19 protein-coding genes are annotated in these 24,142 nt (G+C 57.4%); 10 read left to right on the top strand and 9 right to left on the bottom strand.

From position 1 onward, the window contains the following. Positions 1–2: 2 nt before the first annotated feature. On the bottom strand, positions 3–281 hold the full coding sequence (gene frmR, locus IWW33_RS24475; protein ID WP_174141264.1) for a formaldehyde-responsive transcriptional repressor FrmR: 279 nt from the start codon (positions 279–281) through the stop codon (positions 3–5). Positions 282–685: 404 nt separating this feature from the next. On the opposite strand from frmR, the gene IWW33_RS24470 reads away from it, so the two are divergent. From IWW33_RS24470 to IWW33_RS24460, 3 genes are all read left to right on the top strand, one after another. Continuing rightward, the gene (locus IWW33_RS24470) at positions 686–1,795 is read left to right on the top strand and encodes an S-(hydroxymethyl)glutathione dehydrogenase/class III alcohol dehydrogenase (RefSeq protein ID WP_014861938.1); all 1,110 of its coding nucleotides are present in this window, start codon (positions 686–688) and stop codon (positions 1,793–1,795) included. Positions 1,796–1,838: 43 nt separating this feature from the next. Next, entirely contained in the window at positions 1,839–2,417 is a 579-nt protein-coding gene (gene gfa / locus IWW33_RS24465) for an S-(hydroxymethyl)glutathione synthase (protein WP_174141263.1), read from the top strand. Between the two features lie 205 nt (positions 2,418–2,622). Further along, complete coding sequence (locus tag IWW33_RS24460) at positions 2,623–3,510, top strand: LysR family transcriptional regulator (RefSeq protein ID WP_174141262.1); 888 nt, start codon at positions 2,623–2,625, stop codon at positions 3,508–3,510. Positions 3,511–3,551: 41 nt separating this feature from the next. On the opposite strand, the gene IWW33_RS24455 is transcribed toward IWW33_RS24460, so the two are convergent. From IWW33_RS24455 to IWW33_RS24445, 3 genes are all read right to left on the bottom strand, one after another. Next, entirely contained in the window at positions 3,552–5,015 is a 1,464-nt protein-coding gene (locus tag IWW33_RS24455) for an efflux transporter outer membrane subunit (RefSeq protein WP_174141261.1), read from the bottom strand. 6 nt (positions 5,016–5,021) lie between these two features. After that, positions 5,022–8,201 (bottom strand): multidrug efflux RND transporter permease subunit, encoded by a 3,180-nt coding sequence (locus IWW33_RS24450; protein WP_174141260.1) that lies wholly within the window; start codon positions 8,199–8,201, stop codon positions 5,022–5,024. An 83-nt stretch (positions 8,202–8,284) separates the two neighbouring features. Then, the gene (locus tag IWW33_RS24445) at positions 8,285–9,466 is read right to left on the bottom strand and encodes an efflux RND transporter periplasmic adaptor subunit (RefSeq protein ID WP_174141259.1); all 1,182 of its coding nucleotides are present in this window, start codon (positions 9,464–9,466) and stop codon (positions 8,285–8,287) included. A gap of 119 nt (positions 9,467–9,585) precedes the next feature. Here IWW33_RS24445 and IWW33_RS24440 point away from each other — a divergent pair, with 119 nt between their 5' ends. Further along, on the top strand, positions 9,586–10,494 hold the full coding sequence (locus IWW33_RS24440; protein ID WP_174141258.1) for a LysR family transcriptional regulator: 909 nt from the start codon (positions 9,586–9,588) through the stop codon (positions 10,492–10,494). A gap of 40 nt (positions 10,495–10,534) precedes the next feature. Here IWW33_RS24440 and IWW33_RS24435 read toward each other — a convergent pair whose 3' ends face one another. After that, positions 10,535–11,905, bottom strand: a complete 1,371-nt coding sequence (locus IWW33_RS24435; RefSeq protein ID WP_174141391.1) for an MFS transporter — start codon at positions 11,903–11,905, stop codon at positions 10,535–10,537. Positions 11,906–12,006: 101 nt separating this feature from the next. Here IWW33_RS24435 and IWW33_RS24430 point away from each other — a divergent pair, with 101 nt between their 5' ends. Beyond that, a complete protein-coding gene (locus IWW33_RS24430; RefSeq protein ID WP_174141257.1) occupies positions 12,007–12,867 on the top strand; it encodes a LysR family transcriptional regulator in 861 nt (286 codons plus the stop codon). A 95-nt stretch (positions 12,868–12,962) separates the two neighbouring features. On the opposite strand, the gene IWW33_RS24425 is transcribed toward IWW33_RS24430, so the two are convergent. Then, positions 12,963–13,652: a cupin domain-containing protein gene (locus tag IWW33_RS24425; protein ID WP_231386193.1), complete on the bottom strand. Its 690-nt coding sequence runs from the start codon at positions 13,650–13,652 to the stop codon at positions 12,963–12,965. Beyond that, complete coding sequence (locus IWW33_RS24420; RefSeq protein ID WP_231386192.1) at positions 13,609–14,709, bottom strand: porin; 1,101 nt, start codon at positions 14,707–14,709, stop codon at positions 13,609–13,611. Before IWW33_RS24420 ends, IWW33_RS24425 begins: the two co-directional genes overlap by 44 nt. A gap of 514 nt (positions 14,710–15,223) precedes the next feature. Here IWW33_RS24420 and IWW33_RS24415 point away from each other — a divergent pair. The 3 genes from IWW33_RS24415 (at position 15,224) to lipA (ending at position 19,377) form a co-directional block, all read left to right on the top strand. Then, positions 15,224–16,756, top strand: a complete 1,533-nt coding sequence (locus tag IWW33_RS24415; protein ID WP_174141255.1) for a sigma-54-dependent transcriptional regulator — start codon at positions 15,224–15,226, stop codon at positions 16,754–16,756. Between the two features lie 319 nt (positions 16,757–17,075). Beyond that, positions 17,076–18,329: a serine hydroxymethyltransferase gene (gene glyA / locus IWW33_RS24410; protein WP_061203288.1), complete on the top strand. Its 1,254-nt coding sequence runs from the start codon at positions 17,076–17,078 to the stop codon at positions 18,327–18,329. A 94-nt stretch (positions 18,330–18,423) separates the two neighbouring features. Further along, positions 18,424–19,377: a lipoyl synthase gene (gene lipA, locus IWW33_RS24405; RefSeq protein ID WP_174141254.1), complete on the top strand. Its 954-nt coding sequence runs from the start codon at positions 18,424–18,426 to the stop codon at positions 19,375–19,377. 118 nt (positions 19,378–19,495) lie between these two features. Here lipA and IWW33_RS24400 read toward each other — a convergent pair whose 3' ends face one another. Both IWW33_RS24400 and IWW33_RS24395 read right to left on the bottom strand, forming a co-directional pair. After that, on the bottom strand, positions 19,496–20,650 hold the full coding sequence (locus tag IWW33_RS24400; protein ID WP_174141253.1) for an acyl-CoA dehydrogenase family protein: 1,155 nt from the start codon (positions 20,648–20,650) through the stop codon (positions 19,496–19,498). Between the two features lie 60 nt (positions 20,651–20,710). Next, complete coding sequence (locus IWW33_RS24395; protein ID WP_231386535.1) at positions 20,711–21,505, bottom strand: IclR family transcriptional regulator; 795 nt, start codon at positions 21,503–21,505, stop codon at positions 20,711–20,713. A gap of 309 nt (positions 21,506–21,814) precedes the next feature. Between IWW33_RS24395 and IWW33_RS24390 the strand changes: the two genes are divergently transcribed. Together IWW33_RS24390 and IWW33_RS24385 are read left to right on the top strand one after the other, a co-directional pair. Then, positions 21,815–22,600, top strand: a complete 786-nt coding sequence (locus IWW33_RS24390) for an enoyl-CoA hydratase (protein WP_174141389.1) — start codon at positions 21,815–21,817, stop codon at positions 22,598–22,600. A gap of 3 nt (positions 22,601–22,603) precedes the next feature. After that, positions 22,604–24,133, top strand: coding sequence for a 3-hydroxyacyl-CoA dehydrogenase (locus IWW33_RS24385; RefSeq protein ID WP_174141251.1), 1,530 nt, complete (start codon positions 22,604–22,606; stop codon positions 24,131–24,133). Positions 24,134–24,142: the final 9 nt, after the last annotated feature.

Genomic DNA, 24,142 nt, shown 5'->3' with positions numbered 1-24,142 from the left:
CGTTACTTCAGGTAGGTGCGCACCAGCGTCACTACCTCTTCGATCGCCCCATCGTGCTGTGCGCTGCCATCTTCACTATCGCTGATGAACTGTTCACGTAGATGGCTTTCCAGCACCCCGGCCATCAAACCGTTCACCGCGCCACGGATCGCCGCGATTTGCTGCAGGACGGGCCCACAATCGGCACCCTCAGTCAACGCTGTTTCAAGTGCATCCAGTTGTCCACGGACCCTTCGCACTCTGGCGAGCACGCGTTTTTTTTCGGTAGGTGAATGGGGCATATGCGCTCCTTAAAGAATGAACATCACGTCAGGCGGATAGTGGGGAGGAGTATAACGCTGCTCGAGCATACGGCGTTAAGGCAACGCGACAAGAATGCCGCCTTGGGGGACTCGAAACAAAACGGTTCGACTGTAAAAACGTTTCCTGCATTCTGGTGCTTTCGGCCTCATCTATGCTTATCGGGTTGTGCATGAAATTGCAGCATTTTTGGTGAAATTCCATGATTTAGCTGAGATCGTCGGGAAAGCGTTTGAATGAAAGGAGCGTGGGTGCCACGGCTTCGTACCCTGTATCGCTGGTACTCGGAAATATACTCCCTGGGGGTACCTGTATATACTCCCCCCTAGTAACCAGGCTCCCGCTGATGTCTGGCCCAATACCTCAAACCCAATAGGGAGACATTATGAAATCTCGCGCTGCAGTAGCATTTGCACCCGGTAAACCGCTTGAGATCGTCGAAATTGATGTGGCGCCACCTCGTGCAGGCGAAGTGCTCATCAAGATCACCGATACCGGCGTATGTCACACCGATGCCTTCACGCTGTCCGGTGATGACCCTGAAGGGCTTTTTCCAGTCGTGCTCGGGCACGAAGGTGCAGGCGTCGTTGTAGAAGTGGGTGAAGGGGTCACAAGCCTGAAGCCAGGCGACCATGTCATCCCTTTGTACACGGCCGAGTGCGGCGAGTGCCTGTTCTGCAAATCGGGTAAGACCAATCTGTGTGTCGCTGTGCGCGCCACCCAAGGCAAGGGGGTTATGCCCGATGGCACCACGCGTTTTTCCTATCAGGGGCAGCCGCTGTACCACTACATGGGATGCTCAACCTTCAGTGAATACACGGTGGTGGCCGAAGTCTCCGTAGCCAAGATCAACCCTGAAGCCAACCACGAGCATGTCTGCCTGTTGGGATGCGGCGTAACCACTGGCATTGGTGCGGTGCATAACACCGCGAAGGTTCAGCCTGGGGACACCGTTGCAGTATTTGGCCTTGGCGGAATCGGCCTGGCCGTTATCCAGGGCGCTCGTCAGGCGAAAGCCGGTCGCATCATTGCCATCGATACCAACCCCTCCAAATTCGACCTTGCGCGCTCCTTTGGTGCCACCGATTGCGTCAATCCGAAAGACCATGAGCAACCCATTCAGCAGGTCATCATCGATATGACGGGGTGGGGTGTTGATCATTCCTTCGAATGTATCGGCAATGTCAACGTCATGAGATCTGCCCTTGAATGCGCTCACCGCGGTTGGGGCCAGTCGATTGTGATTGGCGTCGCCGGTGCCGGCCAGGAAATCTCGACGCGTCCGTTCCAGCTGGTAACCGGGCGAACCTGGAAGGGCTCGGCATTCGGTGGCGTCAAGGGGCGCAGCCAATTGCCCAAGATGGTCGAAGATGCGATGAACGGAGAAATTGAGCTGGCACCCTTCGTCACCCACACGATGCCACTGGACCGCATCAATGAAGCGTTTGACCTGATGCACGAAGGCAAATCCATCCGGACCGTCATCAAATACTGATAGGGCTCGATTGCCCTGAATATACGGACAAGAGGGTCATGCTGTGAGCAACGTAAAACTTCATCCATCACTGGATAACGGTATACAGCCCGCCCTGCAAGGCTTCACTGGCGGTGTGTTGCGGTGTCACTGCGCTACCGACGCCGTCGAGGTGCGGGTCGACTCACCCACGCTGCATAACCATGCCTGTGGCTGTAGCAAATGCTGGAAGCCGGCGGGTGCAAAGTTTGCCGTCATAGCGGTCGCGCCACGTGATGCGGTAACCGTTCTGAGCAATGGTCAGAAGCTGAAAATTGTCGATGAGGCTGCGACCATTCGCCGTCATGCCTGCACCGAGTGCGGTGTTCACATGTATGGTCGAATCGAGAACAAGGGCCATCCTTTTTATGGCCTGGACTTTGTGCATACGGAGCTCTCTGAAGAACCAGGTTGGTCGGCCCCGGCATTTGCGGCGTTCGTTTCCTCGGTCATCGAGACGGGGACGCCTCCCCTGCAGATGGCAGGCATTCGCCAGCAACTGCGAGGCATAGGCCTGGAGCCCTATGACTGTTTATCCCCCGAACTGATGGATGCCATCTCGACACATGTGGCAAAGCAGAATGGGACCTATCGCGAGGCTTGAGTTACAGCTTCAGATGCCCCCACAACGCCGCCCCAGTCCTTGGGGCGGTTTCATTTTATCCTCGTACTCAGCTTCTACCCTGGTCAACATCACCGCTTTACGCGGTGAGAAGGGTGCCCTGCGGCTTATGCAGCGGCGGGCAGCGCTCTATAATCACCGGCGTCACCACGCCAACGCATTCGTTACTATCAGTAAGGTCTTCAGTATGGACCGTTTCACGAGTATGCAGGCCTTCGTAAAGGCAGTTGAAACAGGGTCGTTCAGCGCCGCGGGGAAGGTGCTGCACATGTCTGCGCAATTGGTGGGTAAACATGTTAACTCCCTGGAGGAGCGGCTCGGCGTGCGGTTGCTCACCAGAACCACCAGGACCCACAGCCTGACGGATTTTGGCCAGTCGTTCTATGCCCGTGCCAAGTTGATTCTTCATGATGTGGAAGAGGCGGAAAACCTGGCGGCGGTCGCGCTTGCTTCGCCAAACGGGCGACTCAAGATCAATGCGCCGGTGAGTTTTGGCATGCATGCGCTGGCACCGGTCTTGCCCGAGTTCATGAAGGCTTATCCTCAAGTCAATATTGAGCTCAACCTATCAAACCGTGCAGTCGACCTTATCGACGAGGGCTACGACGTGATTTTTCGCGTCGGTCGGTTGGCCGACTCTGGGCTGATTGCGAGAGTATTGGCGCCTTATCAGTTGGTCATGTGCGCCTCACCCGACTATCTGCGAGCACACGGTGCTCCGTCCACTCCTGATGATCTTCGCCATCATGAGTGTCTTGGTTTTTCCCATACAGAGCTGCGTACTCATTGGGTTCTGGAAGGAGATGAGGGCAGGGTAGAGGTGCCCGTGCAAAGCCGATTCGTGTCTGATCATGGAGAGCCGCTGCTATGTGCCGCTTTGGCTGGGCTTGGCGTGATGCTGCAGCCTGTCGAACTGGTGAGTGACTACCTCGAATCAGGGCGCCTGGTCGAGTTGCTACCGGATTACCGTGCCCCTACGCGGCCGTTGCACGCGCTGTATGCTCCCGACAAGCATATGCCCCCGAAGCTGCGTAGCTTCCTGGATTTTGCAATATCAAAATTTGGCAGCGTCTAGCGGGTGCTTGTCTGACGGGGTGAGGCAAGCACCCGCAATCGTCAAGGCTCAATAGCCGCAGAGGTAGCCCAACCGCCGCCTAGCGCGGTGATTAGCCTGACGGTGGCAATGGACTGCTCGCCCTGCAGTGCCGCCAACGCTTGCTTGGTTTGCAATGTCGTTCGATCTGCGTCAATCACATTCAAATAGTCGCTTGCACCTTCCTGATATTGAGCCTGGGCTATACGGCTTGTGCCTTGAGCCGCTTCGATTGCCTGGGTCTGAGCTTGGACTTGTTGATGCAGCAACCTGATGTTGGCGAGGTTATCCTCTACCTCCCGCAAAGCATCGAGGACGGTCTGCTGATAATTGGCTGCTTGCTCGTCGTAAGCGGCCCGCGCGTTGGCAAGGTCTGCGTCACGCTTGCCTCCATCGAACAGCGGCAGGTTCAGCACGGTCCCGGTCAACGGCCCCAACAGAAATGCTTTGCTGGACCCTTGGAATAACTCACCCAAGGTGTTGCTTTCGTATCCTGCCGTACCGGTCAGCGTCAATGAAGGAAAATACGCAGCCTTGGCGACGCCGATCCGTGCATTGGCAGCAGCCATGGCACGCTCTGCCGCCGCGACGTCTGGGCGCCGCTCCAGCAGTGCTGATGGCACGCCGACGGGTATTTCCACCGTTAAGGGCTGCACGGGCATGAATGGGAAGTCAAAGGTTGATGGCGCCTGCCCCAGGAGCACCGCGAGGTTGTGTTCTCGTGCGGCGCGGGCTCTGACCAGCGCCAATTCGCCGGCCCGCGTGGTGGCGAGCTCGGTTTGCGCACGCATCCAGTCCATTTCGCTGACCTGCCCTGAGTCCTTGCGCTTGGTTGCAAACGCCAAGGCGTCTTCCCGCAGCTTCAAGGTATCGCGGTAGATGCTTATCTGGGCATCCAGGGTTCGAAGCTGATAGTAGTTCGCTGCTACATCGGCCTGCAGGGCTAGCAAAACAGAATGATAGAGCGCCGCACTTTGCTGTTCATCGGCGGCGGAAGCTTTGATCGCGTCACTGACGCGGCCAAACAAGTCTGCCTCGTAGGCAACGTTCAACTGTGCGCGCCAGTAGGTAGTAGCCGACTGGGCAACGTCATTCGAGGACTGCGAGGTGAGCTCACGTGACGGTCCGATGCCTGTACTCACGCTTGGCAAACGCCGCGCTTCGGTACCTTGATGATAGGCCCGGGCTTCCTGAAGCCTGGCGAATGCCTGCTTCAAGCCCTGGTTGGCCGCCATCGCTCGGGCTTGCAGGTCATCCAAGGTAGAATCAGCAAAAACCTTCCACCATTGACCCCGTGGGTACTGGTCTGCGGGCTGTGCGGTTTTCCACCCAGCTTGATCGTCGACGTTCGACTCTTTGTAATGTGCCTGTGTGGGCGTGGCAGGCACCACGTATTCGGGCGCAAGTGAATGACAGGCGCTCACCATGGCAACTGCAAGGGCACCCATGGACAGCTGAGGCCACCGAATGGAAACGGCAAGATTCATGGTGTATCAAACCTCGATATGAGCGGAACGGTGATGCTCGGTCACCAGCGATTTATTGCCCGACAGTTTGCGCAGCAAGACGTAGAACAGCGGTGTGAGCAACAGGGCGAACACGGTTACGCCGAGCATGCCGAAGAACACGCTGACGCCGATGGCATGGCGCATTTCTGAACCTGGACCGGTAGCAACCACCATCGGCACAACGCCCATGATGAATGCCATCGATGTCATCAGAATCGGCCGTAGACGTAATCTGCTCGCTTGCACCGCAGCATCCACCACGCTGTGGCCCTGCATTTCGAGCTCGCGGGCGAATTCGACGATAAGGATGGCGTTTTTGGCTGACAGCCCAACCAGGACGACCAGACCTATCTGGGTGAAAATGTTGTTGTCGCCTTGCGTCAGCCAGACGCCTAACAGCGCAGACAAGATGCTCATCGGTACGATCATGATCACCGCCATCGGCAAGGCCAGGCTCTCGTATTGAGCGGCAAGCACCAGAAAAACCAACAGCACGCAGATCGGGAATACCAACAGTGCGGAGTTACCGGCCAACTGCTGCTGGTAAGCGAGATCTGTCCATTCGAACTTGATGCCTGCAGGTAAGGTTTGCTTGGCGATGCGTTCGATCGCCGCTTGAGCCTGGTTGTTGGAATACCCCGGTGCCGGTCCACCATTGAGGTCTGCGGCGGTGAAGCCGTTGTAGCGCACGACCATTTCAGGCCCATAGGTTTGCTTGACACGAAGCAAAGCGTCGAGCGGAACCATTTCGCCAGTAGTGCTCCGGGCTTTCAACTGACCGATATCGTGGGCGAATGCTCGGAAACGCGCGTCTGCTTGCACGCGTACCTGGTAGACGCGGCCAAACAGGTTGATGTCATTAACGTAAAGCGAGCCCAGGTAGATTTGCAGAGTGTCGAACACTTCGTTGACCGGCACGCCCAACTGCTGCGCCTTGACGCGATCCACCTCAAGGTTCAACTGCGGGATGTTGATGTCATAACTGCTGAACAGGGGGCCCAGCTCAGGTGCCTTTGCTGCTTCTGCGATGAACGCTTCCGTCGCGTCATGCAACGCCTGGTAGCCCAGCGCCCCGCGATCTTCGAGTTGCAACTTGAAGCCGCCGAGGGTGCCCAGGCCTAATACCGGCGGGGGGGTGAAGACCGATATCTTGGCTTCCTTGATCTGGGCAAACTTCTCATTCAGTGACTTGGCAATTGCACTGTCGCTTAAATGCACGCCATGACCGTAGCGGTCTTCGAAGGCGGTCAGCGGCAGGAACATCACCACCGAACTGGACGATGAGGTAAAGCCGTTGATCGATAGCCCAGCATGGGCAACGGTAAAGCCTACACCCGGCTCCGTCAGGGCAATACGCCCCATCTCCTGAGAGACTGCATCCGAGCGCTCAAGCGTAGCGCCACTAGGCAGTTGCGCCACTGCGATCAGGTACTGCTTGTCCTGTGCGGGTACAAAACCACCCGGTACGACGTCTCCCATGAGCACGGCCAGCGTCAACAACAAAACGTAGCAACCCATCATTACGCCCTTGTGCTTGAGCGTGCTGCGTACGCCAGCGCCGTAAGCATTGGAGCCGCGCTTGAAGAACCGGTTGAATGCGTTGAAGAACGTGCCCAAGGCCCGATCCATGATCCGCGTCAAACGGTCCTTGGGCGCATGCGGGCTTCTAAGCAGCAAAGCGGACAATGCCGGAGACAGCGTAAGAGAGTTGAATGCCGAAATGACGGTCGAAATCGCAATGGTCATCGCGAACTGCTGATAGAACTGCCCGGTCAAGCCAGACATGAATGCCAGCGGCACGAATACCGCAACCAGGGTCAGGCCAATCGCGATAATCGGGCCACTGACCTCATCCATGGCTTTGTAGGTAGCTTCTCTGGGGCTCAGTCCATGCTCCAGGTTGCGCTCGACGTTTTCCACGACGACGATGGCATCGTCCACGACAATGCCAATTGCCAAGACCATTCCGAAGAGTGAGAGCGCATTGATCGAAAAGCCAAAAGCCAGCATCAGGGAGAACGTGCCTACGATGGCAACCGGTACTGCCAGCAGAGGAATCAACGACGCTCGCCAGTTCTGAAGGAACAGAATGACGACCAGTACGACCAACGCAATGGCTTCCAGCAAGGTGTGCACAACGGCTTCGATGCTGGCGGCGACGAACCGTGTAGGGTCGTAGTTGAAGCCATAGCTGACACCTTTGGGCATTTCCTTGCCGACTTCCGCCATTTCACGGCGCACATCGTCGGCAATCTGCAGCGCATTGGCACCGGGCTGCTGGAATACCCAGATGGTCATCGAAACCTTGGTATTGAGGTGCGTGCTCTGGGTGTAATCCGACGCGCCAAGTGTTACCCGTGCCACATCGCGAAGATAGGTCACACCGCCATCGGCATTGGTTTTCAGGACAATGGCTTCAAACTCCTGGGGCGTCTGCAAGCGGCCCTTGACGTTGAGATCAAGCTGCAACGTCACGCCTGGTGCACTGGGCGTGGCACCCACCATGCCTGCCGATACTTGAGCGTTCTGCGCTTGGATCGCACTCACTACGTCGCTTGCAGACAGATTGCGCTCGGCCAGCTTTCGCGGGTCCAGCCAAACGCGCATGGAGTAATCCCCGCCGCCTTTGAGCTGAACGTCGCCTACACCCTTGATGCGGGCCAGGCGGTCACGGATATGGATAAGGCCATAATTGTGCAAGTAGTCGACGTCGTACTGATCGTTGGGTGAGAAGAGGGTCACGGCCAGGGTCATCGTGCTAGACGCCTTGATCGTAGTGACCCCGAGTTTCTGCACGGCTTCCGGTAGTCTTGGTATTGCCTGGGAGACGCGATTTTGTACTAACTGCTGGGCAAGGTTGGGGTCCATCCCCAACTCAAAGGTGACCGTGGTAGTCATCTGCCCATCACTGTTGGCCTGGGACTGCATATACAGCATCTTTTCCACGCCATTGATTTTTTCCTCAATAGGCGCAGCCACCGTTTCAGCAATGACCTTGGGGTTGGCGCCGGGGAACTCGGCGTGCACCAGCACCTGCGGCGGCACCACCTCAGGGTACTCGGCAATGGGTAACTTGAAGAGCGAGATCACACCCAGCAGCAAGATCACCACTGACAGGACAGCGGCAAAGATGGGACGATCAATGAAGAATCGAGAGAATTTCATCGCAAGTTTTTCTTAGGCAATAGGAACCCGGCAACGCGCATTTTGCGGCGCATCGCTTTAGGTTGGTGTGCGGTTGAGGTGCTTCAGCGCTGAGCCGAGACTGCTTTGGCGGTGCTGGACATTGCGACTTGACGCGGCTTGACGGTGTCATCCGCCTGCACACGTTGCAGGCCATTGACAATGATATGGTCCTGCCCAGAGAGACCGCTTTCGACAATCCGTAAGCCGTCATAAAGACCGCCCAGGCGCACTTCGCGGTAGTGCACTTGATCCTGCTGATCTACGACCATGACAAATTTGCGATCCTGGTCGGTGCCCACCGCGTCTTCGTTGATCAGCAGGGCTTGTCGACGTTGGCCTGCGCTGACTTTGACATGTGCGTACATGCCCGGCACCAACTGGCTACGTGGATTATCAAAGCGCGCTCTCACTCGAATGGTGCCTGAGCTGCTGTTGAGCTGGTTGTCGACCGAGTCCACCACGCCTCGGCGGGAAAAGCCCGGTTCGTTGGCCAGGCCCATTTCTACTTTGATGGCTTGATCATGGGGCTGGGCCAGAAAACGCAGATAGGTTTGTTCATCCACTTCGAAGCTAGCGTAGATGGGCGAGATCGATACGATGCGAGTCAATACCGGTGCAGATGCTCCGTTAGCGACTACGTTACCTACCGTGAGTTCTGCGCGAGACACTTTGCCACTGACCGGTGCTTTGACTGAGCAATAGTCCAGGTTGACACGCGCAGTTTGCAGCCTTGCTTTCGCGGCTTCGACTTCGGCTGCACTGGTCTGTTGCAAGCGCAAGGCGGCGTCCGCATCGCGTTGCGCAATCGCATTCTGGCCAAGCAGGCGCTTGGCGCGCTCGGCATCAGCGTGAGCGTAGGCGTAACGGGCGCTGGCGCCGGCGACTTCTGCCAAGGCTTGATCGACAGCGGCTTGGTACAGGCGCGTATCAATCGTGAACAGCAGATCGCCCCGATTGACTTGGGCGCCATCTTTGAAGTGCACGGCAGTGATAGCACCGGGCACCAATGGGCGGACATCGACGGTTTCAACGGCTTCGAGTTTCCCCGAGTAAGTCTGGTATTCGTTGAGTTGTTCGGCAATGGGCGTGGCGATGTCGACCTCTGCATGCACGGCGTCCGGCGTTTGTTCGCTGGCTTGCGCCATGGTGTCGTTGCCCTTGCTGAGCAACTGGTAACCGGTTCCCGCCGCGGCGGTTAGAACGAAGGCCAGGGCGAGGGGGACTTTCTTGAATGGGAGGTTCATGAGCACGGCAAATAGAGGCTATGGCTGAAAGATGCGCAATGCTAAGGTAGATCAAATGATCGATAAATACGCTTTAAATCCTTAAACTGTAGCCAAAATGTCCTCAATGAGCGTTACCTATGTCTTCCAGTGATAGTTTTGCCGGCATTCATACATTCGTCACCACTGCCAAATGCGCGAGTTTCACAGAGGCGGCAGACCGCTTGGATATTTCCAAATCAGCGGTAGGCAAGGCGATTGCCCGCCTGGAGCAACGGCTGGGTGTGATGCTGTTTCACCGCACCACCAGGAGGTTGTCGTTAACGGCTGATGGGGAGGCTTATCTGGCTGCCTGCAGCGGCGCGCTGGACGAAATCCGTGATGTTGAAAATTGCCTGACTTCCAAGGCACATGAACCTTCTGGGCAACTGCGTGTGGACATGCCGGTGGCGCTGGGGCGCAAAATGATCTTGCCGATCACCTTGGAGATTGGGCAGCGCTATCCGGGGCTTACATTCACACTGACATTCAATGACCATCTCATCGACCCCGTGGAAGAAGGGGTGGATCTGGTTATCCGCTTTGGCGACCCAGGCGACCATCAAGGCTTGATCGCCCGTCCATTGACGCGTCAACGCCTGATCATCTGCGCAGCCCCCGCTTATTTGCAGGCGCGGGGCACACCGCACTCACTGGAAGAAATTGACCAGCACGCCTGCATCGTTACATACCGTCGAGGGCAGCCCTTGGGCTGGCGGGTAATGAGAGATGGTCAGGCTGCGCGTATCGTGCCACCTGCTACACACCAGATTGGCGATGGTGCGGCAATGATCGACGTTGCCCTCGCGGGCCTGGGTTTATGCCAGATGCCGTTGTGCGTTGTGCAGGAGCATCTGGAGGCCGGTAGGCTGGTGAGTGTGCTGGAAACCTTCGAACCCGCTCCGGTGACGGTCTACGCATTGTGGCCAAAAACCGCGCACCTGCGGCCCAAGGTGCGCTGCCTGATCGATACGCTGCTTGAAATGGGGGAGAGCGGCAAACTTGGATGAGCCGTCGCAGAAGCGATATCGGGGGCAATTTTGCAACATCTCAGTGTGCTAGCACCGAGCTGCGCACTTTGCGCCCTAGCCATAGATTTGTCACCAGGCACAGTCCCAGCGCAGCCACGCACAAGAGCATTGATGTCGACATACCTTGTGTGAAGGCGGGACGCTCGGCATGAGCAATCAAAAGGCCGAAGATGGCCACACCCAACACCCCTCCCACTTGTCTTGCAGATGACATCAGGCCTGAGGCGATCCCTGCGTCTTGCTGGGTTACAGCCGCAAGCATGGTGTTGTTCATCGAGGGTACAGTGGCTGCGCTGCCAATCCCGACGATTATCAGCGCTGAATCCAGCATCCAGCTAGCGCTGTCAGGGCTGATCCGCGACAGTATCAGGAAGCCGCATACCTGCAAGCAGGTCCCTAGGGTCATGATCCGCAACGCGCTGAAGTGGCGCCCAAGCCGGGCCGAAGCCAGCGAGGAGAGGGTCATGACGGCCGTGAGAGGGATGAACGCAAGGCCTGTTCGGACAGCGTCATAGCCCAATATCGTCTGGAAATAAATGCTCAGGACGAAGACGACCCCGTAAAACGTGAAGTTGATAACCGACCCCGTGAGCATCATCGCTATAAGCATGTTGTTGCGTGCAAGGCGAACGGGAATCATGGGGGCAGCCACTCGCTGTTCGATCAGCACAAATGCCAACAGCACCAGGCAAAAAAGGGCGAGCACCGACAGTGGTATCAGCGACCAGCCTCGTTCACTTGCCTCGGTCAGGCCGTAGGTCAGCAGCGCCAATGCCAGCGCGATGGTCACTTGACCATACACGTCTATGCGTTTTTCTACCTTGGGTGAAGCCGGCGTGTAGCGCAACGTCAATGCGATGGCCAACAGGCCCAATGGGATGTTGATCAAGAACACGCTGCGCCAGCCCAGATGCTCGATCATCAGTCCGCCCAGCACCGGCCCGGCCGCTAGGGCAATACCTCCGCTGGCTCCCCATAACGCCACTGCCGCTTTGCGCTGTTCGGGGTTGGTAAAGTTGAGTCGTAGAAGGGTGAGTGATGTGGGAATCATCAATGCCGCACCTAACCCCTGTACGCAACGAAAGCTGATCAGCTGAACCATACTGCCGGCGAGACCGCAACCCAGGGAGCTCAAGGTGAAAACGATGAACCCGCCGACGAACACCGGTTTGGCGCCCAGCTTGTCGCCGCAACTGCCGCCAAAAATCAGCAAGGCCGAGAAGGTCAGTGCGTAGCTGTTGATCACCCACTGCAAACCAGTGAGGTTGGTGTCAAATGCTGCCTTCAAGGCGCCCAAACCCACATTGACCACGCTCACATCCAGTTGCACGACGAAGAAGCCCAGGCACGCAGCCATTTGGATGGCGGAGAGTTTTGTTGCTTTGTACATGGCAGACCAGAAGGGGATGGAGATGGGATCGAGATTAAAGCTTGCCATGCCATGCGTAAATACTAGAATCTGCGGACTTGCCATGCAGGATTGCATAGATTATGAACTGGGAAGATTTGCGCTTTTTTTTGGCCATAGGTCAGTCCGGCACACTGTCGGGCGCCGCACGCGCCCTTCAGGTAGATCAGGCAACGGTGAGCCGACGTTTGATAGCCCTGGAAGCCAGTCTGGCGGTGCGCTTGGTCAACCGCCTGCCACGGGAAGCCCAATTGACGGCTGCGGGACAACAAGTCCTCAAGCAAGCCATGGAGATAGAAAAGTACGCCTACAGCGTGAAGCGCATCACGGCTGGCTTGGGGGAGCAAGAGCGTACGACCGTATCCATCTCTGCTCCACCCATACTCGCTCGCCACTTTCTGGCCCCGCATCTGCTGTCGCTGTCACAAAAACTTGAGCAGGCCAAGTTGTCCATCTTGAGCGAGTCCCATTTTGCTTCATTGGCTCGGATGGAGGCCGACCTGGCTGTTCGGCTCGCTACCGGCTCAACGGACACGGACATCATCAAGAAAGTAGGTCGTGTTGATTTCGCACTGTATGCAGCACGCACGTACCCCCATCAGTCAGAGCCCGCACGCTGGGAGTTTGTGGGGTATACAGAGCGTCAGAAAGATTTCGATCATAAGCGTTGGTTGTACCAGGTGATTGGCGAGCGGCGGGTAAGCTGTGAGGTATCTGACCTGAGCAACCAGTACGAAGCCGCCTGTTCGGGCATCGGTGTGGCGGGGCTGCCATGTTTTTTAGCGGATAGAGATGAGCGCCTGGTGCGCTTGGACGCCCATGAGACACTGCTCTCACTTAATATATGGATGGCCATTCACCCGGACCGCCGAAATGATGCGCTTATTCGCCGAACGATGGTGGCCATCATCGAGTTAGTTGAAGCGGTGGGATTATCCCACTGAAAATCTAAACAGGCATGGAAGGGGTGAGGCGACAACGACTGCATACCCTCTCATGCCCATCGAGGAAACCACCGCTTACCTCGTGAGCGCAGCGGTCACTCAATGTGTTCGAATTCTGGCTTTTCGTTTTTGTCTGGCACTGACAGTGGCGTACCTTCAACCCCTGCGTAAGCCACTATGACAACGGCCTCCTCATCACCGGTTACGCCGCGGTGGCTTGCGCCAACCGACTCCGGAAAGGCCTCGCCAGCTTTGACAACGAGCGACTTCTTGCTAAGTCTATCTTCAATGGTCAGTTGACCTGATATCACGTAGGCAATGTTGGCAACAGGGTGGTGATGCCACGGCAGCGCCGTGTGGGGCGGTATTGTAATTTTGAGTAAGGACAATTTAGGCTGGCCGGATGGGTAGGGTGCATATTTGACACCTTCCCAGGATGTTGTGCTGTTCACTACAACTTTCGCCTTTGGCGCAAGTGCCTCACTGGCCTTTACGCTGCTGAGCAGGGTAAGGCTGATCAGGGCAGCGGCGATAACTGACTTGAGCACGATCGAAGGGGTCGACCTGTCAGGGGTAACGCATCGCGATATTTCAGTCATGGCTTGGGGACCTATCTTGTTGTTTTGAGCCTTCATCGTGTATGGAAAGTGGAAGGCGGTATTGAACCGGGCATGTTTTTCATAGAACAAAAATTGCAATGCCTTAGCCGGACGCCGGTATCGAGCCCTACAGCATGCTTGTTCAGAAGTGGTAATACATGCCGACAGCCAGGTTGCGGGGATCATCACCGGATTCCTCGACTGGAATTCCGGCGTAACTCGATGACGATTTCATCTTGTTGGCAATCATGGCTACACGGCCATAAATCGCCCAATTGGGTTTGAGAAAATGATCGTAGCCAATCATCACGCCGGTGGCGTTCTTGCCGTCAGTCTCCACGTCACGCTGTACAACCATCAGGCGCGCCACATCGGTTTTGCCAACCGGTGCCATGAAGCCCAGCGTCCAGGCCGTCATGCTCGGCGTGTCATGTTGATCCACATCTTGTCGTTGCCACGTCAGGCTGGAAGAGAACGGGCCGAAGTCGTAGAACGCAGAAGCGCTTTTGAAGTAGTTGTGTGTCTGGCGCTCGTGACCATTGTCATTCCAGGGATCACTGAGGTAGTCGTTGAACGAACCCAGCAGCATCATGCGGGCGTTGGCGTACTGAACCTTCACGCCTTTACCGCGTACGGTTTTGCCAGCACTTGCAGTGTCATCGAAGCCAAAGGTTACTGCCGTACCCACGCTGAAACCGGCCACCGTGGGCGTGGTATACGCCAGGGTGTGCTTGGGACGCATATCCAGGTAGTAGGCGCCTTTGCCTGACGGTGGCAGGGTCAGGAATGTGTATGGCGAACCGTACACGGCCAGGAACGGGTCGGCGTAGCTGGGGGTGCTCATGTTGTAGGTTTTACCGAACTCTAGCTTGCCGTACCGCTTCGAACGTAGCGCTGCTACCGCAAGGCGAAGCGTGCCGATTTGCTTCCAGTGTTGCTCCAAGGCCTCCCCATTGAGGTTGAAACCCTCTTCGACATCGAGTTCCAGCACCGTGTCTTCAGCAAGTGCTTTGCGCATGTAGAGGCCCAGTTTGTTGGTCCACGCGCCACCACCCTCGACACGCAGGCCTTCATGGTGCTGCGAATCATGGTATGAGGCAAAAGCGTCCACGGTCCCGTACAGTTTGAGTTTATCGTCGTAACCTTTGTCGACGTTGTAGTACCCGAATCCCGATGCAACTCTTCCCAGCGCCGGGAACCCCTCTGCGTTGGCACCCTGTGCAAGACCAAGGCCGATCATCATAAGCGCAAGTAACGGGCGTCGCTCGTGTAGACAAGTGCACATGCCTGAGACTCCTCCTGTCTCAATGAACCTGTGTGCAGCCTCCCTAAGATTTCAGTGCGCGAAAATTAACTATTTGGGCGCTTCATGTTATTTGGGCAACGAGGGGGTGTAGATGAGCTGAATAGACGGGTAGCGCGTTGTTGGCTGAGCGTCGAGATGCGTTTAGAAGGCAGTGGGCAACCTGCAATGAGCAGCGATTTATGCTGACTACTGATGCACACAGCCATGGCACGAATGCCAAATGCACTTGAATCGAGCATTTTCATCGCTGGCATCAGAGGGTCTTATGAATATGGTTAAGCCCTTGCGTAAAGGGCAAGACTCGACGGCATGACCGCTTTGTTAGATTGCCTGCGTGCATGTCACCCTGATTACAAGGCTCCACTGCCATACCTGGGACATGCAAAAGGGCAGCGCCTATCCACAGCGCACTGTCGCAACCTTCTGGTCTTGGACATGAATAAGGACTGGCATGCGGATTCACGTCACCTTCACCGATCGCGTAGGCATCACACAGGAAGTGCTGGCACTGCTGGTAGTACGAAAGCTCAATCTTGAAGCGGTAGAAATGATCCCACCGAACGTCTATATCGATGCACCTGCGTTAAGCGATCTGCTGCTGCAAGACTTGCAAGCTGCACTTCTGCAAATCAAAGGTGTACAAAGCGTCCGGTGGATAGATCTCTTGCCTGGCCAGCATCGCCGGCTGCAACTGGCGACATTGCTTGCAACGGTCAGTGATCCGGTACTGGCGGTTGACCCCAGCGGTCATGTCATGGTGGCCAACCCACGCCTGATGGACATGCTTGGAAGAGACCCTACTGGCGAGCCGGTATCGCAGTTCCTGCAGCACGCCAATCCTGGGGAAGATCTTATAGCAGACGGTTTTCGCCTGCCGGTGTGCGAGGTTAGCGTTCAAGGCCAGAAGATGCTGCTTGATGCAATTCCGATTGCTGATGGCACTGATGCAGCAGCAAAACCCGCAGGTGGATTGATAACGCTCTACCCACACTGCAGCCAAGAAACAGCGGGGGAACTGCGGCAATCGGCGATTGGGGGGCTGGACACGCTTATCGGCCAGTCGCCAGAGCTTGCTTTTCTCAAGGCCCGGCTTCGCAAGGTAGCCAGCCTGAACGCGCCGCTGTTCATCCAGGGTGAAACGGGTACAGGCAAAGAACTGGTGGCCCGCGCATGCCACGCGCTGAGTCCGCGTAGCGCGGCGCCTTTTCTGGCGCTCAATTGCGCCGCACTGACCGAGAGCCTGGCGGAAAGCGAGCTGTTTGGTTATGCCGCAGGGGCTTTCACCGGTGCCCAGCGCGGCGGCAAACCGGGCCTGCTGGAACAGGCTGATCGCGGGACCGTGTTTCTGGATGAAATTGGCGAGATGTCACCGTACTTGCAAGCCAAGCTATTGCGCTTTCTAAGCGACGGAAGCTTTCGTCGGGTGGGCGGAGAGCGCGAATTACGGGTCAACGTGCGCGTACTTTGCGCAACCCATCGCGACCTCGAGCAGAAGGTAAGCGAGGGAACGTTTCGGGAAGACCTGTATTACCGCCTCAATGTGCTCAATGTGCAGGTACCGCCTCTGCGTGAGCGTGGGCACGACATTCTGCTGCTGGCCAAGCACTTTCTCAAGCAGGCCTGTAAACAAATCAGGCGGACTGAGTGCCGGCTGGCACCCTCGACGTATCCTAAATTATTGCAGAACAATTGGTCCGGTAATGTACGCCAGTTGCAAAGTGTCATCTTCCGAGCAGCGGCGATCTGTGAAGCGAACCTGATCGGCTGCGCCGATCTCGAACTTGCTGGAACGCCCCACGCCGAAATCAACGCGCAAGCTGGTGAAGTCCGTAGCCTGGATGATGCCGTACAGGACTTTGAAAAGGCCCTGTTGACGCGCCTCTATCCGCAATATCCCTCCACGCGCCAACTGGCCGCCCGCTTGAACACGTCCCACACGGCAATCGGCCTACGACTGCGAAAGTACGGTATCGCGAAGGTCTAGGCCGCTTTGGAGCTGTTTCGTTACGGTGTAAGTTTTTCCTTACAGGCAGTCGGTGATTGAAATTTCGCGCAAACCCTACCGGTGTTAGACGCAGCGCTACACAACCCCTCTATAGCGATTCAGTCCCTTGGAGCGATTACGCTCCGCTGCGCCATGAGAGCCCGCAGAAACCTACCTTAACCTATTGATATACATAGTCTTTTACGTATTGGCATCGCAGTTGCTAAGTCTGCGCACAGGGAACAAGGCGATTACGATCGTCTTGTATCCGACCACTTCGCAGTCATGACAACGTCACCCGAACGAGAAGGAATAAACCATGTTTCACAAAAGCCTGACCCTGTCCGACTTCGATCCAGTCCTGTTCGAGAGCATGCGCCGCGAGGCCCAGCGCCAAGAGGATCACATTGAGCTCATTGCGTCGGAAAACTACACCAGCCCACAGGTCATGCAGGCCCAAGGTAGTGAGCTGACCAACAAGTATGCCGAAGGCTATCCCGGCAAGCGCTATTACGGAGGGTGTGAACATGTGGACGTGGTGGAGCAACTGGCCATTTACCGCGCCAAGACGCTCTTTGGCGCAGATTACGCGAACGTGCAGCCACATTCAGGCTCGCAGGCCAACGCCGCCGTTTATCTGGCACTGTTGGAGGCGGGTGACACGCTGCTGGGCATGAGCCTGGCGCACGGTGGGCACCTCACTCATGGTGCGAAAGTCAGCTCCTCGGGCAAGTTGTATAACGCGGTGCAGTATGGCATCGACGAAAACGGCCTGATCGATTACGACGAGGTCGAGCGACTGGCCCTTGAGCACAAGCCGAAAATGCTCGTGGCGGGCTTTTCTGCGTACTCCAGGACCCTCGATTTTCCACGTTTGCGCGCTATCGCCGACAAGGCAGGTGCCTGGTTGTTCGTCGACATGGCGCACGTCGCTGGCCTGGTTGCCGCCGGCGTTTACCCGAACCCGCTGCCTTACGCCGATGTGGTAACCACCACCACCCACAAGACGCTACGGGGCCCGCGAGGGGGGCTTATCCTGGCTCGCAGTAACCCAGAACTGGAGAAGAAGCTGAACGCCGCCGTATTCCCTGGCGGGCAGGGCGGCCCGTTGATGCATGTGATCGCTGCCAAGGCCGTGTGCTTCAAAGAAGCGCTGGAGCCGTCATTCGTGCAGTATCAGAAGCAGGTGATACGCAATGCCCAGGCCATGGCGCAGGTGTTCATGAACCGCGGTTACGACGTTGTCTCCGGCGGCACGGACAACCACCTGTTTCTGGTCAGCTTGATCCGCCAGGGCATTACCGGCAAGGACGCAGACGCTGCGCTCGGCAGGGCGCACATTACCGTCAACAAGAATGCGGTCCCTAACGATCCTCAGTCGCCATTTGTAACATCGGGCCTGCGCATCGGCACGCCTGCGGTCACCACCCGTGGCCTGCAAGAAGAAAGTTGTCGCGAGCTTGCGGGCTGGATCTGCGACATTCTCGACCACCTCGGTGATGCCGATGTCGAAGCGCATGTGGCTACCCAGGTGGCCCAGTTGTGTGCACGTTTCCCGGTCTATTCGGCCTGAGTGCTGGTTAGCCCCCGGGCGCTCGCCCAACTGGTCGAGGTCGGGGATCAAGGCGGGTATGCATGCCCGCCCTTCGTTGTTGGCAGGTGACAGCATGAATCGAGTACAGACTGGCAAGATGGAAATGGGGGTCAAGTTGCGCGGTGCTGATAAAGTCGCGCGAATCCCGGTCAAGATCATACCCACCGAGGAGATACCACGTAAGCCGGACTGGATCCGCGTGCCGGTAGCAGCCTCACCCGCCGTCGCGCGCATCAAGCGCCTGCTGCGCCAGCACAGGCTGCATAGTGTCTGCGAGGAGGCGGCCTGCCCGAACCTTGGCGAGTGTTTTTCCGGGGGCACCGCAACGTTCATGATTATGGGTGACATCTGCACCCGGCGCTGTCCGTTCTGTGATGTCGGCCATGGTCGGCCAAAGCCGCTGGACAATGAGGAGCCGAAGAACCTGGCCATCGCCATCGCCGACTTGCAGTTGAAATACGTAGTGATCACCTCGGTGGATCGCGATGACCTGCGTGACGGTGGAGCAGGGCACTTCGCCGCCTGCCTTCGCGAAATCCGTGCATTGTCCCCGGGCATAAAGCTCGAGACCCTGGTCCCTGACTACCGCGGCCGGATGGAAGTCGCGTTGGCGGTCACAGCCACGGCGCCGCCCGATGTGTTCAACCACAACCTTGAAACGGTCCCGCGTCTTTACAAAGCTGCACGGCCGGGTTCCGACTTCGAATGGTCGCTGGATCTGTTGCAGCAATTCAAGCAGGGTGTGCCGAACGTTCCAACCAAGTCAGGTTTGATGCTCGGCTTGGGCGAGACTGACGACGAAGTGATCGAAGTGATGCAGCGCATGCGCGAGCATGACATCGATATGCTGACGCTAGGCCAATACCTGCAACCCTCGCGCAGCCATCTGCCGGTGCAGCGTTTCGTGCACCCGGATACCTTTGCCTGGTTCGCCGAGGAGGGCACCAGGATGGGTTTCAAGAACGTCGCCTCCGGCCCGCTGGTGCGTTCGTCCTACCATGCGGAGCAGCAAGTGTCGGGGCACTGAGCATTCCGCGCGTTGCTGCCCCCAACAGGGACAGCCTGGGCAAACGCTTGAGGGCCGGGCTAGCGTACGATCGCCTTTATTGCCTCTTAGGGTCGAATCACGCCTTGCTGCCTCGACGTTAGCCTTGAGCGTCGCGAATCATGTTCCGAGCAATCACGATCTGTTGGATCTGAGTGGTGCCTTCATAGATACGGAACAGCCTGACATCCCGGTAGAAACGTTCGATCGCGTACTCACTGACATAGCCGGCACCGCCATGTATCTGTACGCAGCGGTCTGCAACGCGGCCGCACATTTCTGTCGAGAACATTTTGGCGCAGGAGGCTTCGGTACTGACGTTCTGGCCATTGTCGCGTTTACGAGCCGCATCGACCACCATGCAGCGGCTGGCATAGATTTCTGCCTTGCTGTCGGCAAGCATCGCCTGGATCAACTGAAATTCGGCGATAGGTTTACCGAACTGTTTACGCTCCAAGGCATAGCGCAAGGCATCATCGAGCATCCTTTCAGCAGCACCGATGCTCAACGCAGCGATATGCAGGCGTCCTTTGTCGAGCACTTTCATGGCGGTCTTGAAGCCCACGCCCTCGACTCCCCCGATCAGTTGGCTCGCGGGTACTCGTGCGTTTTCGAAGATCACGTCGCAGGTGTGGGCGCCTTTATGACCCATTTTGTGATCAGGCTTACCCAAGGAAACACCCGGCGTACCACGCTCGACGATGAATGCGCTGATCCCACCTGCACCTTTGATATCGGAGCTGGTCCGCGCCATCACGGTGTAGATTCCGGCGTGAGGGGCATTGGTGATGAACCGCTTGGTGCCATGGAGCACATAGCTGTCGCCATCACGCACAGCGGTGGTCTTGAGTGATGCGGCATCCGAACCCGCGTCAGGCTCGGTCAGGCAGAAGGAGCTGAGCAGTTCACCACTGGCCAGTGGGGGCAGGTAACGCTGCTTCTGTTCTGCAGTACCGTCAAGCAGGATGCCGATCGAGCCGATCCCGTTGTTGGTACCAATGTAGGAGCGAAAGGCTGGGGATGTGCGCCCCAGCTCGAAGGCGATGTTGACCTCTTCCTCCATCGTGACACCCAATCCGCCAAATTCTTCCGGCAGTGTCAGGCCGAACAACCCCATGGCTTGCATCTGCTCGACGATGTCCTGTGGAATCGTGTCGGTATCAGCAACCTCATTTTCACGGGGGATGAGGACTTCGTTGACGAACTGACGAAGCGAATCCAAGAGGATGTCCAGGGTTTCGTTATCACGGATCATGTGCGCTCCTAACGCTCGCAGGCGAGCGGGTCTTTATCAGGGCGCCGTTACTCCGTTGTGTCAGCGAGCAGCGGCACCGATGTTGTTAACCATGTTGATCAGGCGAGGCCCGATATCGTCCATCAGTCGTTCACGGGGCAGCTGAAAGCTCGGCCCACCGCAGTTGAACGTCAGCAACCCGTACTGCGGGTGTAGCAACGGCACCGCTACCGAGTTGACGTCGCGATGCCATTCACCGATCGAGAGGCAGAAGCCATAGTCGGTGTAATCCCTGAATGCCCGGTCCAGGCCTTTGCGAATCGACGGCCACTGGTCCGACTCACGCTGGCGTATGTGATCGAGCAGAAACTCCCGTTCGGTTTCCGGCATTGCCGCCAGGCAGGCACGGCCTACCGAACTCTGTGCCAGTGGCAAGTAGCTGCCGATCTGGCGGCGCATCGTCGTGTTGCCTTGGCCCTGTACCACATCCAGATAGACCATCTGCAGGCGATCGCGGGAAGCCATGGCGACTGCTGCCTGGGCATGGTTGGCCAATGCCTCCATCAATGGATGAGCCACTGCACGAATCGACAGGTTCGACAGCATGGCGTAGCCAAAGCCCAGTACACCGACATCCAGTTGATACTTGCCTGAATGCACTTCTCGCTTGAGGCAGCCCAGTCGCATCAGCGTATTGGTGAGCCTCGTCACAGTCGGTTTGGGCAGGCCGGTCATGCGCGCCAGGTCCTGATTGCCCAGCACGTTGTCGCGCGGTGTGAAACAGCGCATCAACTCCAGACCACGCGCCAGTGCCGTCACGAACTGACCGCTGCTGTCGTCTTCGCCCATGGAGCTTGCGGGGTCGACCATGCCCATCCTGAGTAACCCGATTTCGTCTGCTCCCGTTGTGCTTTCTATGGTCGGCTGACCTGCCTTGTTGCGAGCCATGGTAGAACCTCATTTCAGAAAAATGCAAGAAAATAAAATCCGGTTTCGCCTGACGAAATTATAGAGTGTGTGCCTTTAAATACCAAGTTTTTCATAGATGACGCATAACTATATGTAAATAAAGGCTTTTATAAGTTTAAGTGGATTTCTTGTTTACAGCCTTTTGCGCTCGTCCCTATGATTGATAGCAAATACGGTATCCAGTTCCGCCTGGCGAAACTAAAACAAGAGGTCGCTATGAACTCCCCACCAGAAGCTGTTGTACGCCTGAACATTCAGGAAAATGCCGTTGCAGTCGTCCGTATCGATCGGCCCGAAGTCAAGAACGCGCTCAATAGTGCGGTGCGTGAGCAGTTGGCAGAGATTTTTCGGGCATTGGCCGCCGATAACCGCGTTCGCTCCATTGTCCTGACTGGCGATGAGCAGTGCTTTGTGGCTGGCGCCGATATCCGCGAGTTCGCCCAAACCAGTCCCGTGCAGATGTACCTTCGCCACACCGAATACCTTTGGGACGCCATCGCTCGCTGCCCCAAGCCAGTCATTGCGGCCGTCAACGGGTTTGCCCTGGGTGGTGGCTGTGAACTGGCGATGCACTGCGACATCATCGTCGCGGGTCAATCAGCACGCTTCGGTCAACCAGAGGTCAAGCTGGGGCTGATGCCGGGCGCTGGTGGTACTCAACGCTTGATCCGTGCTGTCGGAAAATTCCAGGCAATGCGCATCGCGCTGACCGGTTGCCTGGTGCCAGCGCCCGAGGCGCTCGCCATGGGCATGGTCAGCGAAGTCGTGAGCGACGATCGCACGCTGCCCCGTGCACTTGAACTCGCCGCGCAAATCGCCGAGCTGCCGCCCTTGGCTGTCGCCCAGATCAAGGAGGTGATGCTGCTAGGTGCGGATTTACCCCTAGACAGTGCTTTGGCCTTGGAGAGGAAGGCATTTCAATTGCTGTTCGACTCCAGGGATCAGAAAGAGGGCGCCTGCGCCTTTCTTGAAAAACGCAAAGCCAGCTTTTCGGGAGAGTGACGCATGACACACGAGATCAGGCGAATGGCAGTGGTGGGGGCGGGGATCATGGGCACTGGCATCGCCCAGATTGCCGCCCAGGCCGGCATCGAGGTTGTACTGTTCGACAACCGCGAAGGCGCGGCCCAGGCTGCTCGCGACACCTTGAGCCAAACGATGGACAGGCTGGTAACGAAAGGCAAGCTGACTACCAGCGATGCCCAGGCGACGCTTGAGCGTTTGAAGGTAGCAACAGCCTTGCCCGAGCTCAGTGACGTCGAACTGGTAATCGAAGCGATCATTGAGCGACTCGATGCCAAGCAAGAGTTGCTGGCACAGCTGGAGGCCGTTGTAAAGGATGACTGCATTCTGGCAACCAATACGTCATCGCTGTCGGTGACCAGCATCGCACGGGAATGCAGGCATCCCGAGCGGGTCGCGGGCTTCCACTTCTTCAACCCGGTGCCGCTGATGAAAGTGGTCGAGGTCATCGATGGTTTGGCCAGTGATCCGAGCGTCGGGGACCGTCTGCAGGCGCTGGCCGCGCGCATGGGCCATCGGGGCATCCGCGCCAAAGACACCCCAGGCTTCATCATCAACCATGCGGGGCGTGCATACAGCACCGAAGCCTTGCAAATTCTCAAGGAAGGCGTTGCGCCGCCGGCCGAAATCGACCGAATTCTGCGTGAAGGTCTCGGCTTTCGCATGGGGCCACTGGAGTTGTTCGATCTGACGGCGCTTGACGTGTCCCACCCAGTGATCGAGTCGATCTATAACCAGTTCTACCAAGAGCCCCGTTACCGTCCTGCCGCGCTGACCCGGCAAATGCTCGACGCCGGTCATGTCGGGCGCAAGGTCGGCCGTGGATTCTACCGTTATGCAAACGGCCAGATGATCGATGCGCCCCAGGCGCAAGCTGTCCCCGCAGTAGAGGCAATGCCTGCGGTGTGGCTGGGGTCCGAGAACGAAACTGACCGCAGCAGGCTCAGCGCACTGCTCAGGCAACTGGGCGCACAGTTAGAGGAGGGCGCCGAGCCCTCAGACGCGGCACTGTGCCTGCTGGCGCCCTACGGTATTGATGCCAGTTGCGCTGCACAGCGCTTCGGCGTCGATCCGTCGCGAACGGTGTGCATCGATCCGCTGCTCGATCAGGCGCGGTATCGCACGCTGATGCTGACGCCTGCCACTCGTGTGGATATGCGCAATGCGGCACATGCGCTGCTGGCGCGTGATGGCGTAGGTGTCAGTGTGATCAATGACAGCGTCGGCTTCGTCGCCCAGCGGGTGCTGGCAATGATCGTCAACCTGGCGGGCGATATCGTTCAGCAGGGCATCGCCAGCGTTGAAGACCTGGATGAAGGCGTGCGACGCGGGCTGGGTTACCCGCAGGGGCCGTTGGCCTGGGGTGACAGCATTGGTACCCGGTGCTTGCTCACCATCCTGGACCGCATGACGCAATTGACCGGCGACCCGCGCTATCGCGCCGGCCCATGGTTGCGCCGTCGTGCAACCATGGGGCTGTCGTTGTGCCATCCAGAACCAACACTGATCTGATCTTCTACG

The sequence above is a fragment of the Pseudomonas sp. M2 genome (assembly GCF_015751845.1).
GTDB lineage: Bacteria > Pseudomonadota > Gammaproteobacteria > Pseudomonadales > Pseudomonadaceae > Aquipseudomonas > Aquipseudomonas putida_E.
Note: the sequence above shows the minus strand (reverse complement) of the source record. Positions and strands in the feature narration are given on the sequence as shown.

Bases quoted from the DNA above. Each gene is read 5' to 3' on its own strand.
- frmR (WP_174141264.1), bottom strand. From the start codon at position 281: ATGCCCCATTCACCTACCGAAAAAAAACGCGTGCTCGCCAGAGTGCGA.
- IWW33_RS24470 (WP_014861938.1), top strand. From the start codon at position 686: ATGAAATCTCGCGCTGCAGTAGCATTTGCACCCGGTAAACCGCTTGAG.
- IWW33_RS24460 (WP_174141262.1), top strand. From the start codon at position 2,623: ATGGACCGTTTCACGAGTATGCAGGCCTTCGTAAAGGCAGTTGAAACA.
- IWW33_RS24455 (WP_174141261.1), bottom strand. From the start codon at position 5,015: ATGAATCTTGCCGTTTCCATTCGGTGGCCTCAGCTGTCCATGGGTGCC.
- IWW33_RS24450 (WP_174141260.1), bottom strand. From the start codon at position 8,201: ATGAAATTCTCTCGATTCTTCATTGATCGTCCCATCTTTGCCGCTGTC.
- IWW33_RS24445 (WP_174141259.1), bottom strand. From the start codon at position 9,466: ATGAACCTCCCATTCAAGAAAGTCCCCCTCGCCCTGGCCTTCGTTCTA.
- IWW33_RS24440 (WP_174141258.1), top strand. From the start codon at position 9,586: ATGTCTTCCAGTGATAGTTTTGCCGGCATTCATACATTCGTCACCACT.
- IWW33_RS24435 (WP_174141391.1), bottom strand. From the start codon at position 11,905: ATGTACAAAGCAACAAAACTCTCCGCCATCCAAATGGCTGCGTGCCTG.
- IWW33_RS24430 (WP_174141257.1), top strand. From the start codon at position 12,007: ATGAACTGGGAAGATTTGCGCTTTTTTTTGGCCATAGGTCAGTCCGGC.
- IWW33_RS24425 (WP_231386193.1), bottom strand. From the start codon at position 13,652: ATGATCCCCGCAACCTGGCTGTCGGCATGTATTACCACTTCTGAACAA.
- IWW33_RS24420 (WP_231386192.1), bottom strand. From the start codon at position 14,709: ATGATGATCGGCCTTGGTCTTGCACAGGGTGCCAACGCAGAGGGGTTC.
- IWW33_RS24415 (WP_174141255.1), top strand. From the start codon at position 15,224: ATGCGGATTCACGTCACCTTCACCGATCGCGTAGGCATCACACAGGAA.
- glyA (WP_061203288.1), top strand. From the start codon at position 17,076: ATGTTTCACAAAAGCCTGACCCTGTCCGACTTCGATCCAGTCCTGTTC.
- lipA (WP_174141254.1), top strand. From the start codon at position 18,424: ATGAATCGAGTACAGACTGGCAAGATGGAAATGGGGGTCAAGTTGCGC.
- IWW33_RS24400 (WP_174141253.1), bottom strand. From the start codon at position 20,650: ATGATCCGTGATAACGAAACCCTGGACATCCTCTTGGATTCGCTTCGT.
- IWW33_RS24395 (WP_231386535.1), bottom strand. From the start codon at position 21,505: ATGGGCATGGTCGACCCCGCAAGCTCCATGGGCGAAGACGACAGCAGC.
- IWW33_RS24390 (WP_174141389.1), top strand. From the start codon at position 21,815: ATGAACTCCCCACCAGAAGCTGTTGTACGCCTGAACATTCAGGAAAAT.
- IWW33_RS24385 (WP_174141251.1), top strand. From the start codon at position 22,604: ATGACACACGAGATCAGGCGAATGGCAGTGGTGGGGGCGGGGATCATG.